The sequence below is a fragment of the Nonomuraea helvata genome (assembly GCF_039535785.1).
Classification (GTDB): Bacteria; Actinomycetota; Actinomycetes; order Streptosporangiales; family Streptosporangiaceae; genus Nonomuraea; species Nonomuraea helvata.
Window position 1 is genome coordinate 294,763 of the sequence record NZ_BAAAXV010000011.1, and the last position, 12,040, is coordinate 306,802.

Below are 12,040 nucleotides of genomic sequence, written 5' to 3' on the forward strand. Positions count from 1 at the left end.
AGGGCGGCTGGCCGTACCACCTGCCGACGGACGCGAGAAAGGGGAATGATGCACACCAGCACGTATCCCCCGCCCTCGGCCGAGGGAGCCGCCCCCATGGGCAAGCCGGGCTTTCGACACTGGATCCGCCGCGTGCGGCCGGATGACGGGGTGCCAAATGACGAGGCGGCAGTGTCCGCGCTCTACCGGGAATATCACAGGCCGCTCCTGGCCTTCGTGATCAGGCTGACGGCGGGCGATCGGCAGTGGGCGGAAGACGTGGTGCAGGAGACCATGATCCGGGCCTGGCGCAGTGCGGAGCAGCTCGATCCCGAGTCGGTCTCGCTGATGCCCTGGCTGGCGACGGTCGCCAGACGTATCGTGATCGATGACCGGCGGCGCCGGGACGCCCGCCCTCAGGAGTCGGGCGACGGGCCGCTGGAGAGCCTGCCCGTGCCTGACGAGATGGAGGGACTGCTGCACCAGGTGGTCGTGTCAGAGGCGCTGAAGGCGTTGTCACCGGCACATCGCGAGATCCTCAACGAGACGATCTTGCGGGACCGGTCCGTGAACGACGCCGCCGAGGCGCTCGGCATCCCGGTCGGCACCGTGAAATCCCGGGTCTACTACGCCGTTCGCGCGCTGCGGATCGCACTGGAGGAGAGGGGGGTGACGGCGTGACTTCGAGAGTCGAGCACACGGACGTGGGCGCGTACGCGCTCGGCCTGCTGGAGGAGGACGACAGGCAGGCCTTCGAGGCCCACCTCCTCGGCTGCGCGCCCTGCCGCTCCGAGCTGTCCGATCTGTCCGGCATGGCGAGCGTGCTGAGCGGGATCGGCCCGGTGGAGGAGTACGACGTGCCGTCCCCCGAGCCGGTGATCGACCTGCTCCAGCGCAAGAAGGCGGCCGACCGGCGGACGCGCAGGGGGACGTTCGTGATCGGGATGGCGGCGGCGGTCACGCTGGTGGCCGGCGGCCTGACGGTCGGCACGCAGCTCAACGGGGAGGCCGCGCCGCAGATCGCGCAGGGCCACGCCAACCATCTGGGGCCCGCCGAGCAGTTCTACGCCGACGGCGTCCCCATCGAGGGGAAGGGCGTCGACGGGGTGACCGGCGGGCTGGTGGTCGAGTCCAAGGCCTGGGGCACGCACGCGGCGCTCAAGCTGGCCGGGGTGAAAGGGCCGCTCGAGTGCGAGCTGGTCTCGGTCGGCAAGTCGGGCGAGCGGCGGGTCATGACCGGGTGGTCCGTACCTCCAGCCGGGTACGGAGTGCCGGGTTCGCCCGATCCGCTCTACATGCACGGCGGCAGCGCGACGCCGCTGAAGGACATCGACCACTTCGAGGTGGTCACCTCGACAGGTAAGAAGCTGCTCACCGTCAACGTCTGACCGACAGGCGTGCCGAGCCCTCCCGCCGCTGGTGGGAGGGCTTTTTCCTGCCTCCGCCCTTGTGTGTAAATTTACGGATTCCTGGGTTGAACCTCCGTGGGTTCCGGCCGCGTACTGCCTGCCGTACCGACCGGAATATCCAACCGTTTAAGAGGTTTAGCCATGTTCGTCCGAAAGCTCGGGATTCCTAGCACACTGCTCGCCGCCGCCCTGCTCGTCGCTCCCGCGCCTGCTCACGCCTCCGGTGACGACGTCTATCTCGCGGCCGGCCTGCGCGGCGCGAACGAGGTGGGGGTCAAGGGTGACGCCGACGGCCGCTCGACGGTCGTGCTCAGGATCAGCGGGAACGAGGTCACGTACGCGATCCGCTGGAACAAGATCGACACGCCGACCGCCGGCCACGTCCACCTGGGCGCCAAGGGTGCGAACGGCGACGTCAAGCTCGAGTTCTTCACCAAGCCGCTGCCCGCGACCGTGCTCGGCGTCACCGGCACCGTCAAGGCCGACAACGAGCTCGTCACGTCGCTCATCGACAACCCCGGCGGCTTCTATGCCAACCTGCACGACGCCGAACATCCCAAGGGCGCCGTACGCGGCCAGTTCCACCGGCTGAACAAGCCGATCGACCTCAACGGCGTCCTGCAGGGCAGCAACCAGGCCACGCTCTCCGCGCGCGCCGACGGGGCGCAGGAGGTGCCGGAGAACGACGGCAAGAAGCGCGGCGACCAGGACGGCCAGGCCGTCTGGTGGCTGCGCCCGAACGGCTCGTCCGTCGCCTACACCGCCTTCTGGTCGGGCCTCGGCCAGGTGACCAACGGCCACCTGCACAAGGGCGTGACCGGCAGGAACGGCCCCGTGGTCGCGGACCTGTTCGCGGGCGCGCTGCCCGAGAACGTGACCGGCGTCGCCGGTGAGACGCCGCTCGCCGCCGCGGTGGTCAGGCGCATCGCCGCGCACCCCGACCGCTACTACTCGAACCTGCACACGCTCGACTTCGACGGCGGCGCCGTACGCGGCCAGCTGTCCGACCGGCCGTTCACCCACCCGCGCGCGCTCACCGCCGAGGTGCTGCGCGGCGCGCAGATCTACTCCTGCACGGCACAGCCGTCGGGCGGGTACGCCTTCACCCAGCTCGGCGTGTCAGCCAGGCTGCGGCGCGGGATCGACCACTCCTTCGTGACGCCCGCCGCCGGCCCGCCGCAGTGGATCGCTCCGGACGGCAGCGCGGTGCGCGGCTCGGTCGTCACCAAGACGCCCAACGGCGACGGCAACATCCCCGAACTCGTGCTCGACGCCACCCAGGCGGGCAAGGAGAGCGGGCTGCTCGCGCACGCCACGCAGATCCTGCGCCTCAACACCACGGGCGGCGTCGCGCCGACCGGCTCCTGCTCGCCCGGCTCGGAGGCCAAGGTCCCGTACGGGGCCGACTACCTCTTCCTCGGCTGAGGCTCCCGATCCTCTGGCTTCCGGCCTCCCGAACGGGGACGATTCGGTCCCGTCCCCCCGGCAGGCCCTCCCGGGTCGGCCCCGGTCCACGTCCCCCGGGCCGCCGGCCGGCCACCGCGAGCGAGGCACTCCGGCCCGCCCCGCTCGCCCAGAACGCCCCGCCGCACCCGGAGCCCGTGCGGCGGGGCGTTCCTGTGCGCCCGGAGCCCGCGTGGCGCGGCGTTCCCCTGGCCCACCCGGCGCCGCCGTACGGGAGATTTACAGGCCCGGGGCCGGGAACTGGGCCGTGAGCTCGCTGACCTCGCGGTGGACGCGAGCGATGACGTCCTCGGCGTCGCCCTTGGCGAGGGCGCCGACGACCTCGTCCATCCAGGCGCCGATCTGCCGCATCTCCGCCTCGCCCATCCCGCGGGAGGTGACGGACGGCGTGCCGATGCGGATGCCGGACGGGTCGAAGGGCTTGCGCGGGTCGAACGGGACCGTGTTGTAGTTGGTCTCCAGACCGGCCCGGTCGAGCGCCTTGGCGGCGGGCTTGCCCGCGACCCCCTTGGAGGTCAGGTCGATGAGGATCAGGTGGTTGTCGGTGCCACCGGAGACCAGGTCGAAGCCGCGGCTGTTGAGCTCTTCGGCCAGCGCCTTGGCGTTGGCGACCACCTGGTGGGCGTAGGCCTTGAACTCCGGCTGCGCGGCCTCGTGCAGCGCGACCGCGATGGCCGCGGTGGTGTGGTTGTGCGGGCCGCCCTGCAGACCGGGGAAGACCGCCTTGTTGAGCGCGGTGGCCTTCTCGTCGTCATTGGCCATGAGCATCGCGCCGCGCGGGCCGCGCAGCGTCTTGTGCGTGGTGGTGGAGATGACGTCGGCGTGGCCGACGGGCGAGGGGTGCGCGCCGCCCGCGACCAGGCCCGCGATGTGGGCGATGTCGGCCGCCAGGATCGCGCCGACCTCGCGGGCGATCTCGGCGAAGGCCGGGAAGTCGATGGTGCGCGGGATCGCCGTGCCGCCGCAGAAGATCACCTTGGGCCGGTGCTCCAGGGCGAGCTCGCGGACCTGGTCCATGTCGACGCGGCCGGTCTCCTTGCGCACGTTGTAGGAGACGGGCTTGAACCACTTGCCGGTGATCGACACGGGCGAGCCGTGGGTCAGGTGGCCGCCGGAGGGCAGGTTCATGCCCATGAAGGTGTCGCCCGGCTGCATGAAGGCCAGGTAGATGGCGAGGTTGGCGGGCGAGCCGGAGTAGGGCTGGACGTTGGCGTGGTTGACGCCGAACAGCGACTTGGCCCGCTCGATGGCCAGGACCTCGATCTGGTCGATGACCTGCTGGCCCTCGTAGTAACGCTTGTTCGCGTAGCCTTCGGAGTACTTGTTCGTCAGGACGGTGCCGGTGGCCTCCAGCACGGCCTTGGACACGTAGTTCTCTGACGGGATGAGCTTGACGGTGTCGGCCTGACGCCGCTCCTCCGCTTTGACGAGCTCGGCGATCTGCGGGTCGACGCTAGCGAGAGAACTCATGACTCTCCTGTCATCATTGACGATGTGCGAAGACCCAGGCGCACGGCCTCCGCTCCTTTCGCTCCCTGGTGGTCGATCCCACCCAATGCGCCAGTCGCGTCACGTCCTAGACGATAGCGGATGCGCTAGCGGCTTTTTCCTCCGCTGAGCAGCCGTGTCACGACGAGGAGACGGCCACGTTCCTGACGATTTTGTCGGCGTCTGCCGATAGCGTGGTCGTGTCGTTACCCAACGTGGGAGGTGGATGTGCGCAGATCGTTCAAGTTCTTGCTGCGCCCCACCAGCAAGCAGGCCGTGGCGCTCGCCGCGTGTCTGGAGGATCACCGCCAGCTGTACAACGCCGCGCTGGAGCATCGCCGTACTGCCTACGCTAGGGCGGCCGTGACTGTCCGGTACGGCGATCAATCGGCGGAGTTAAAGGAGATCCGCGCCGAGGACTCTGACGGTCAGGGCCGATGGTCGTTTTCGTCTCAGCAAGCCACTCTGCGCCGTCTGGACAAGGCGTTCGCCGCGTTCTTCCGCCGCGTCAAGAGGGGGGATAAGCCGGGATATCCGCGTTTCAAGGGCCGGGGCTGGTTTCACACCGTGGAGTGGCCACGGGATGGCGACGGCTGCCGATGGGACTCCCAGCCTGAGCATCCCACGGCTACGTTCGTGCGTCTTCAGGGCATGGGGCACGTGCGCGTCAACCAGCATCGGCCGGTCAAGGGCCGGGTGAAGACAATCAGCGTGAAGCGGGAGGGCAACCGCTGGTACGTCGTCCTGTCGTGCGAAGATGTGCCCGCCCAGCCACTGCCCACCACCGGTGTGGTTGTCGGTCTCGATATGGGAGTGGCATCGCTGGTCGCCACCAGCGACGGCGAGTGCGTCGCCAACCCGCGCCATCTGGCTGCGACCGCCGACATGCTGGCCGCCGCACACCGGGAGCTGTCTCGGACGAAGCGCGGATCCAAGCGCCGTCGTAAGGCCGTGGTGCGGGTGGCTGCACTGCACGCCAAGGTGCGTCGCCAGCGTCTGGACAACGCGCACAAGGTCGCCCTCGCGTTGGTGCGCGCCTACGACGTCATCGTGCACGAGGACCTGCGGATCACGAACATGACCCGGCGCACAGCACCCAAGCCGGACGGCGCGGGCGGCTACCTGCCCAACGGCGCCGCGGCCAAATCCGGGCTGAACAAGTCGATTCTGGACGCGGGTTGGGGGGTGTTCCTGCAGGTCCTCGCGCACAAGGCTGAAAGCGCCGGTCGAGAGCTGATCGCAGTGGATCCCCGCAACACCTCGCGCACCTGTGCCTGCTGCGGGCACGAAGCGAAGGAGAACCGTCTCACCCAAGCCGCCTTCCGATGTACGGCCTGCGGTCATACTGCACATGCCGATGTCAATGCGGCGGTCAACATCCTCAGGGCAGGGCTTGCCCTTCGCGATGTCGCGGAAGCGGCCTAGCGAGAAGCCACTCCCTTCAGGGAGCGGAGGAGTCACATCGGGATGACTCTATTTGGTACGGCTCACACCCGGCCAGAGCCGGTCGACCTCGGCGTTCAGGATCGCCCCGATGAGCACGGCCAGCGCGGTGATGTAGAGCCAGAGCAGCAGGGCGATGGGAGCGGCCAGCGAGCCGTAGACGGAGACGGGGGAGAACCACGCGGCCAGCACGGCCCGCAGCACCGCCGCGCACGCGATCCACAGGATCAGCGCCAGGATCGCGCCGGGCAGCTCCCGGTACCACTTCGTCCGCACCGGCACGCTGACGTGGTAGAGCACGGTCAGGAACAGCACCGAGCCGATGATCACTACCGGCCAGTAGAGGATGTCGATGAGGCCGCCGTACTGGCCCGGCAGGGCGTCCTTGAGCAGGGTCGGGCCGATGACGAGGATCGGCATGACGATGACGCCGATGATCAGGCCGACGATGTAGAGGCCGAAGGACATCAGCCTGGTGCGGATGATGCCGCGCTCCTCGCCCAGCCCGTAGGCCACGGAGATGAGGTCCACGTAGACGTAGAGCGCCCTGGAGCCGGACCAGAGCGACAGCAGGAAGCCCAGCGAGATGATCGACACCTTGCCCGCGTCGTCGCTGAGCACGTCGGTGATGAGAGGGTTGATCACCTTGTTGACGGCCTCGTCGGTGAACAGCAGCCCCGCCTGCTCGATCACCCACGTCTTGACCTGCCCGACCACGGTGGAGCCCAGCCAGGTGCCGAGCTTGGCCAGCACACCGATCAGGCCCAGCACGAACGGCGGCAGCGACAGCAGCGCGAAGAACGCCGCCTCGCCGGCCAGACCGGTCACCCGGTAGGCGACGCCCGCGTTCGTGGCCGCGCGGACGATCGCCCACGACTTCGTGTCGAGCACCCAGCTCAGCCGAGCACGCGCGTTTGAGACGAGTCCCCTTTTCGGCCGGGAAGGCGCATCGGTGGACGTCATGGCACCCAACGGTATTCGCAGTGACTCTTCGGCACAGCTTACGTCGGGGAACTGCCCTAGTCGTTATCGACGATGCGCGCACCCAGCGGGAGCAGGGAGACCGGGATGAGTTTGAGGTTCGCGACGCCCATCGGGATGCCGATGATCGACAGGAACAGCGGGATCGAGGTGACGACGTGACCGATGGCCAGCCAGATGCCGGCGACCACGCACCAGATGATGTTGCCGAGCAAGGAGAACGCGCCCGCGTGCGGATCGCGCACCACGGTCCTGCCGAAGGGCCAGAGCGCGTACGCGGCGATCCTGAACGACGCGATGCCGAACGGGATCGTGACGATCAGGATGCAGCAGATGATCCCGGCCACCGCGTATCCGATGGCCAGCCAGAGCCCCGCGAAGACCAGCCAGATGACGTTCAGGATTGTGCGCATGTTCACAGCATGTCATCGGGTGCGTGGCAGGCGTCATCCGGCAACTCCCTGACTTCACCCTGACCTGGGCAGCCTGCCCTTCCCAGGGGGCCCGGCGAACGCCTGGGCGATCTCCATCCAGGCCCGCGCGGGCCCGCCCGTCAGCTCGAGCGCGGTGTCGGACAGGTGGACGCGCTGGGTGACGGCCAGGCAGAAGTCGAGGACCGGGCCGCGTACGACGCTGTCCGCATCGTCCGGCCCAGCCGTCCACAGGGTTGCGCCGGGCATGGTCAGCTCGGCGCGTACGGGGTCGGCGGGCACGGGGAGGCCGCGTACGGCGAAGCTGTAGGGGCGGGCGCGGAACCCCATCATGGCCACGTGCCGCAGCCGGGCCGTGGGCTCCCTGACGACGCCGAGCGCGTCGGCCACGTCCTGGCCGTGCGCCCACGTCTCCATCAGCCGCGCGGTCACGAACGACGCGGCCGACATCGCGGGCCCGAACCACGGCACCCGTTCGCGGGCGTCCAGCGTGGCGAAGACCTCCAGGCTCCGGGAGCGCGCCGTCCGGAACCACTCGCGCAGCTCGTCCGGCGGCATCCCGCGGGACTCGAGGGCGACGTCGTCCACGGACCGGAAGTCCTTCAGCGACGCCTCATACGCGTCGGGGTCGGTGGCCGCCAGCACGGCGGCGCCGTCGAACCAGGCCAGATGGCTCACCTGGTCGCGGATCGCCCACCCCTCGGCGGGCGTGGGCCGCTCCCAGTCCTCGTCCCGCAGGGGCTGGAGCAGTGCTTCGAAGGACGCGGTCTCGGCGCGCAGATCGTCGAGCAACTCGGCCATGAGGTCCACGCGCGCCAGCGTAACCCGAACAACGTTCTAGGAGAATAATGCAGGCGTGATCTGCGAAAGCTGCAAGGAGAAACGTCACGAGGACTGCCGTGGCGGCTCCTGGTGCGACTGCCAGCACCAGACGGACGCGCGCACAGAGCCGGACGGGGCAGAGGCAGAGGCAGCGACAGAGGTGGAGACAGAGATGCCGGAGCCGACGGTGAACTGGCTCCGGCAGGGCTAGCGCGGTTCAGCGCCGGGTGCTCAAGCGTCCTCGGCCGGGCCGCACGACCAGGACTGGTTCACCACTGTGACCACGTCGTCGCCATACGCGTCGGGGTCCCATCCGTCCCGCACGAACAGTTGCGCCACCAGGTCGGCCGCCGTCGCCCCCTCGATGTCCTCCTGTGCCTGCTCGGCGAGGAGGCGGGCCACGGCGCCGGAGTCGTTGACCCGGATGCGGTAGTGCGCCTCCACGTCCACGGTGGCGGTGTCGTACTGCTCGCCCTCGGGAGCCTCCTCCTCGAGGTCCTCCTCCAGGGCGCTGAGCGGGTTGCCCCACCCGGTCCGGTCGAGGCAGAGCGTCCCGTACTCGAGCGCTGCCGTGCGCAGGGCGTTCACCGCCTGGATCACGCGGGGGGCATCGTCAGGGGAGGTCTCCAGGACCCGGGCGTGCTCCGCGATCGCCGCGCCCAGCCTGGCGGCCTTCTCCGATAGTTCGTTCGCCACGGTTGTCGGGTCTTCCTTGCCTTGGTGGTGTGGGCTGTCATTTTTCCAGCTCTAGGGCTTCCCGTTCTTCTTGGCACCCTTCCACGAATAGTGCCGCGTGTGGCTGATCTCGCCGTCCTTGTTGTAGTAGTCGACGTGCACATGGTCGCCGCTCGAGCACTCTCCGCGGAACCTGGCGCGTCCGCCGTCCTTCGCGTCCTGTTTGGCCTCGCCGACCGCCTGCTCCCGGCTCTCCCACCTCTTGGTCCCCGAGTTCGTCTTGTTGGCGGCGTTCCCTTTCCGGAGGAAGCCCATGTGGGCGATGAGCCCGCCCTTGGGGCCGTCAGGACCGCGCAGCTGCGGGCCGCGGGGGGTGCTGAGCCGGGGGAGGTCGTCGAGGACGTCGCGGAATCTGCCGGTGGAGCCGTGGGCGAGAGCGGGTCGCAGGACGCGTCCGACACCTTCGGCCGCCTGGTGCTTGGCCTTGGTGACGAGGAGCCGGCCGCGGATCAGCTCCGCCAGGGCGGCTGGGGCGGCGGTGGGTCCGCCCATGAGCATGGCGCGGGCCATGCGGGCGGAGGTGTGGACGGCGCCGGCGGCGACGGCGACCTTGAGGCCGGTGGTGAGCCAGGCGGCGTTCTCGAGCACCTGGGGGACGTACTGGACGGCCGCGGTGGCGCGTCCCATGACTTCGCTGACTCCGGCGGGGGCGTTCCAGAGTCCTTGGAGCCGCGTGGCGGACTCGCCTCTGTAGACCTCGCCGGTGGCCTGGACGGAGGCCTGCGCGGCCTGTCCCGACGCGTGGGAGCCGGCCAGTACGGTGGCCCACGCGTCGCGGTCGGCCAGGATCTCATCCACCCGGACGTTGGGCCAGTGGACGCCCATCATCTCCAGGATGGCGTCGACCTCGGGGGGAACGGTCACGTCCATGGGCGAAGGCTCAGATCGGGTAGGCGCCGTACAGCATCGCCGACGCTTCGACGTTCGCGGCTTCGGCATCGGCCATGTGGCGGTTGACGGTGTCGAGGCCGTCACCGGTGTCGTTGATGACCTGGGACACACCGGCGAGTGCCTCGAGCCCGTAGACGCCGCACTGGCCGTATTCCGCGTGGAACGCGGCGAACAGGCCGGTGTCGTCGCCCCAGGAGAGGCAGCCGTAGCCGCGCTCTCTGAGCCGCCGGAGCGCGGCGGCGTAGTCCTCGCTGTGGGCGCGCATCATCATCGCGTGCTGGGCGACCTGCGTCTTGGAGATCTCGACCCCCGAACTCATGCCGCGTTACCTTAGCGTAACGATCAACAAAACTCACCGGAAATGGCACATTATCGATCTACCCCTTCCGTGGCTAAGCTGACCCAGCGATCAGCCCTTGACGCGTGGAGGCCGGACATGTCGATGAGACCTTCGCCACAGGACGATGTGGAGCACGCGGAGCGCATCCTGAGGCAGGGCCGTGAGACGATGCGGCGCCTGCAGGAGGCGCGCTCCGCCATCAGCGCGGTCACCGGCGTGGCACAGAGCCCCGACGGCCTGATCAGGGCCTCGGCGGACGGCCGGGGCGAGATCACGGCGCTCCGCCTCGACCCGCGCGTGATGCGGTTGGATCACGAGGCGCTGAGCAAGCGGGTGACGGCGGTGCTGCGGGAGGCTCAGACGGACGCCGAGTCTCAGGCCAAGGAGATCGTGGACGGCGCGCTCGCCGACACCGAGCAGACCATGCCGGCGCCGCTGGACGAGAACTTCATCAACGAGCGGGTCGAGCAGATCGCCCGCAACCTTCTCTAGCCGGAAGCGAGTGTGTCCGGCCGTCGCGGGCATCGGTCACGAGGCCCGCGACGAGCGGCGTGGGGACTTCCGGTTCCCCGGGGAAGTTGTGACGCCTGATCAGGCAGTTGCCCCGACCGGGTTCGCCAGAGCCTGGACATGGAGGGCCAGGCTCTGGTTCATCGGGACAACTGCTTGATCACGCGATGATGGTGACGCTGCCGGGTGTGTCAGGCGGCGGAGATGCCGGCGCTGGCCGCGCGGCGCATGCGACGACGACGCTCGGAGGCGCGCTCGTCTTCGTTGAGACCGCCCCACGTGCCGTACTTCTCGGGACGGGACAGCGCGTAGTCAAGGCACTCGTTGCGGACAGGGCACTGGGCGCAGATCGCCTTGGCCTTCCGCTCACGTACGTCACGCTCGGGCTGCCGCTCCCCGTCGGGGCCGAAGAAGAGCACGAGGTCCTCACCCCGGCACGCGGCATCATCCTGCCAACCCCAGCTGGGGCGCGGGCGGGCGAGCTGCCGACGTACCTGAGACATGAGAAAACCACCTTCGTGAGAGGTATTTCGATAATTGAGCCGCATTGGACGCTTTTGGCGTCACTGTTCCAACGCAAGGTAGGGCCGCGATGTTCCCTGTTCAGGCAAGAGCGGGCGTGGCGTACCGCACAGGCGTGAGCCTGTCCAGCGAAACCAGCCGGTAGGTGGTGATCGTCTCGGCGCAAGCCGTACCACACGGCGCTGTGAACGCCGATGGCTCAACCACAACCTGGAACCGGACGTCGCCGCAGCGCACAATGGCTTCGGTGACGTCACCGTCCGACCTGGAGGATTCCACGGCCACCGCGCCGACGGCGCACTCTCCCGTATGGGCTCGGGCGAAGTGCTCCACGGCTTGCAATGGCTCAGGGATGCCTGCGCGTCCCCGGTAGCGGTCGAGAATGATCTCGCCCGACCGGTACGCGTTAGCCGCTGCCAGTGCAGCAGCCTGAGACATGCTGCCGTAGAAAATTCCGTGTGGCAAGCACACGAGGTTGGCGGCGTAGCGATCGCCGCCAACGTGTGACGTTTCCCACACTCTGTCCGGCAGCGAATCGGCCAGCGACCGAGCGAGGGGTAGTCCAATGCGGGCGCAGCACGCATTGCGCTTGGCGTGCGTGCAGACCAGAAATACCGGCTCGACTTCAAGTATGCAGGACTCCGGGACCACTCCCGCCACGAACGAGTCCAGGTCAAGATCGTCAGGACCTGCGACGACACCGCTCGCCAACCAGGGGCGCTCTCCAGCCGCGTACGCCAATAGCACACGGATGCCCTGCTCCCCCGGGCGGGTCCGCCTCCCCGGGCGGCGGATCAGCTGGGGTCTGATACCGCGTTCGAGCGCCCGGCGGACGAGTTCGGAGATTCTTTCAGGAAGTTCGAAGCTTTCCAGGTGTGACGGCCAGGCGCCGGTGTACTCGACGAGCAGCCAGAGCCTGGCTCCCACGGTGGCGCTGGCCAAAGTGGGAAACCCTCCGGTGTGGCACCCCGTCGGATGCTCGCAGCCCCTCGCCAACGCCCGATCCCCCTCCCCGATCCGAATTA

At 68.8% G+C, this 12,040-nt stretch carries 14 protein-coding genes and 1 riboswitch; of the genes, 5 read left to right on the forward strand and 9 right to left on the reverse strand.

The annotated features are described in order from the left end of the window. Positions 1-48: 48 nt before the first annotated feature. The 3 genes from ABD830_RS49320 (at position 49) to ABD830_RS49330 (ending at position 2,813) form a co-directional block, all read left to right on the forward strand. Positions 49-660, forward strand: a complete 612-nt coding sequence (locus ABD830_RS49320) for a sigma-70 family RNA polymerase sigma factor (RefSeq protein WP_425567268.1) — start codon at positions 49-51, stop codon at positions 658-660. Next, entirely contained in the window at positions 657-1,367 is a 711-nt protein-coding gene (locus ABD830_RS49325; protein WP_345002524.1) for an anti-sigma factor family protein, read from the forward strand. Before ABD830_RS49320 ends, ABD830_RS49325 begins: the two co-directional genes overlap by 4 nt. A 162-nt stretch (positions 1,368-1,529) precedes the next feature. Then, positions 1,530-2,813, forward strand: a complete 1,284-nt coding sequence (locus ABD830_RS49330; RefSeq protein ID WP_345002525.1) for a CHRD domain-containing protein — start codon at positions 1,530-1,532, stop codon at positions 2,811-2,813. A 258-nt stretch (positions 2,814-3,071) separates the two neighbouring features. Here ABD830_RS49330 and glyA read toward each other — a convergent pair whose 3' ends face one another. Next, complete coding sequence (gene glyA, locus ABD830_RS49335; RefSeq protein WP_425567269.1) at positions 3,072-4,346, reverse strand: serine hydroxymethyltransferase; 1,275 nt, start codon at positions 4,344-4,346, stop codon at positions 3,072-3,074. 1 nt (position 4,347) lies between these two features. Further along, positions 4,348-4,430, reverse strand: a riboswitch (ZMP/ZTP riboswitch). 138 nt (positions 4,431-4,568) lie between these two features. On the opposite strand from glyA, the gene ABD830_RS49340 reads away from it, so the two are divergent. Then, the gene (locus ABD830_RS49340; RefSeq protein WP_345002527.1) at positions 4,569-5,765 is read left to right on the forward strand and encodes an RNA-guided endonuclease InsQ/TnpB family protein; all 1,197 of its coding nucleotides are present in this window, start codon (positions 4,569-4,571) and stop codon (positions 5,763-5,765) included. A gap of 48 nt (positions 5,766-5,813) precedes the next feature. On the opposite strand, the gene ABD830_RS49345 is transcribed toward ABD830_RS49340, so the two are convergent. From ABD830_RS49345 to ABD830_RS49370, 6 genes are all read right to left on the reverse strand, one after another. Next, positions 5,814-6,674 (reverse strand): YihY/virulence factor BrkB family protein, encoded by an 861-nt coding sequence (locus ABD830_RS49345; protein ID WP_345002528.1) that lies wholly within the window; start codon positions 6,672-6,674, stop codon positions 5,814-5,816. A gap of 128 nt (positions 6,675-6,802) precedes the next feature. After that, complete coding sequence (locus ABD830_RS49350; RefSeq protein ID WP_345002529.1) at positions 6,803-7,177, reverse strand: YccF domain-containing protein; 375 nt, start codon at positions 7,175-7,177, stop codon at positions 6,803-6,805. 54 nt (positions 7,178-7,231) lie between these two features. Further along, positions 7,232-7,996 carry a TIGR03084 family metal-binding protein gene (locus tag ABD830_RS49355; protein ID WP_345002672.1) on the reverse strand — a complete coding sequence of 255 codons (765 nt, stop codon included), beginning with the start codon at positions 7,994-7,996 and terminating at the stop codon, positions 7,232-7,234. A 252-nt stretch (positions 7,997-8,248) separates the two neighbouring features. Further along, positions 8,249-8,713 (reverse strand): hypothetical protein, encoded by a 465-nt coding sequence (locus tag ABD830_RS49360; protein ID WP_345002530.1) that lies wholly within the window; start codon positions 8,711-8,713, stop codon positions 8,249-8,251. Between the two features lie 51 nt (positions 8,714-8,764). Beyond that, complete coding sequence (locus ABD830_RS49365) at positions 8,765-9,622, reverse strand: hypothetical protein (RefSeq protein ID WP_345002531.1); 858 nt, start codon at positions 9,620-9,622, stop codon at positions 8,765-8,767. Between the two features lie 10 nt (positions 9,623-9,632). After that, positions 9,633-9,962 carry a hypothetical protein gene (locus tag ABD830_RS49370; RefSeq protein WP_345002532.1) on the reverse strand — a complete coding sequence of 110 codons (330 nt, stop codon included), beginning with the start codon at positions 9,960-9,962 and terminating at the stop codon, positions 9,633-9,635. 117 nt (positions 9,963-10,079) lie between these two features. Between ABD830_RS49370 and ABD830_RS49375 the strand changes: the two genes are divergently transcribed. Next, the gene (locus ABD830_RS49375) at positions 10,080-10,475 is read left to right on the forward strand and encodes a YbaB/EbfC family nucleoid-associated protein (protein WP_345002533.1); all 396 of its coding nucleotides are present in this window, start codon (positions 10,080-10,082) and stop codon (positions 10,473-10,475) included. A 209-nt stretch (positions 10,476-10,684) separates the two neighbouring features. On the opposite strand, the gene ABD830_RS49380 is transcribed toward ABD830_RS49375, so the two are convergent. Then, complete coding sequence (locus ABD830_RS49380) at positions 10,685-10,996, reverse strand: WhiB family transcriptional regulator (RefSeq protein ID WP_080036407.1); 312 nt, start codon at positions 10,994-10,996, stop codon at positions 10,685-10,687. A 100-nt stretch (positions 10,997-11,096) separates the two neighbouring features. Then, positions 11,097-11,957, reverse strand: coding sequence for a sucrase ferredoxin (locus ABD830_RS49385; RefSeq protein ID WP_345002534.1), 861 nt, complete (start codon positions 11,955-11,957; stop codon positions 11,097-11,099). Between the last annotated feature and the right edge of the window lie 83 nt (positions 11,958-12,040).